Below are 1,050 nucleotides of genomic sequence, written 5' to 3' on the forward strand. Positions count from 1 at the left end.
AGGACGGTGACGCGATCGCGGTCCTCCGTGTCGTCGAGGAGCGCGGCGAGCAGGTCGCCGGCGCGGGCGTGCGGGTCGGCGAGGGTGAGGGACTCGCCTCGCTCAAGACGGACACGGAGGTCGGTGAGCTGGGTGAGCAGACTCCGCAGCTCCGGGGCGACCGCGTCGGCAGCGAGGGAGTCCAGTCCGAGCCGGGAGCGGGCGGCGAGCAGCCACTCGTACGCGCCGCGCTCGTCGTAGGCGGATTCGACCAGGTCCTCGGCGAGGCGGGCGAGCGGGGCCGCCGTGGCGTCGATCGAGCGAAGCTCGCGGAGTACGAAATCGTCCTCGGCGTCGATCCGTTCGGCTCGGCGCAGCAGCGCGGACCAGAGGGCCTCGTCCGCTTCGGCGTCGGGCGGGGAGATTGGGGAGGCGTTCGCGCCGTCGTCGGCCAGTGGCCGGCCGCCGAGCCGGCGTAGGCACAGGAGGCTGCCCAGCGTCTCGACCAGCTGCCACGGCGTGAAGCGGTCCCGCAGCGCGATGATACCGAAAAGGGCCAGCTCGGATCGGAGCTCCTGCGGGGCGGCGTTGCCCAGGCCGGAGGCGATCAGCCAGCCCGTCACCTGTGCGCCGTCGAACAGGGGGCGTCCCGAGTTCTCGGACACCGCTGCTGGGAAGTCCGGGTGGCGTCGGCGCCAGGTGGACACGACAGGGCGCTTCACTCGGGCGAACGTCGCGATATCGGACATCGATACCAGGAGAGGTAGCGGCCTGGGGGAGCGGAGTGCCGGGTCCGGCAGACCAGTGATCACGGTGCGCATCCCTCCCCCGCTCATCTATCGTCACATCAGCTGCTTCGGCCCTCAGGCCGGGCCTTGTCTTGCGTCACGGTTCCGCTTGCAGCGGATTCTCGCCGACGCCACAAGACGATACGCCGACCCCGGTCACGCGAGTGCGCCTTCATTTGATAATGACGGTTATCAGACATGGATGCATATTCACCCCATCGGGCTGTCTCATCCGGCTAGGCGATTCACATCCGAAGTACCGCTGCCTCCCGAGAGATGCGCC

At 69.3% G+C, this 1,050-nt stretch carries 1 pseudogene; it reads right to left on the reverse strand.

Annotated features, from left to right (window positions below):
* Positions 1-728 (reverse strand): annotated as a pseudogene (locus tag ACFY5C_RS42045) (hypothetical protein); the annotation flags it as partial.
* Positions 729-1,050: the final 322 nt, after the last annotated feature.

The sequence above is a fragment of the Streptomyces sp. NPDC012935 genome (assembly GCF_042900345.1).
GTDB lineage: Bacteria > Actinomycetota > Actinomycetes > Streptomycetales > Streptomycetaceae > Streptomyces.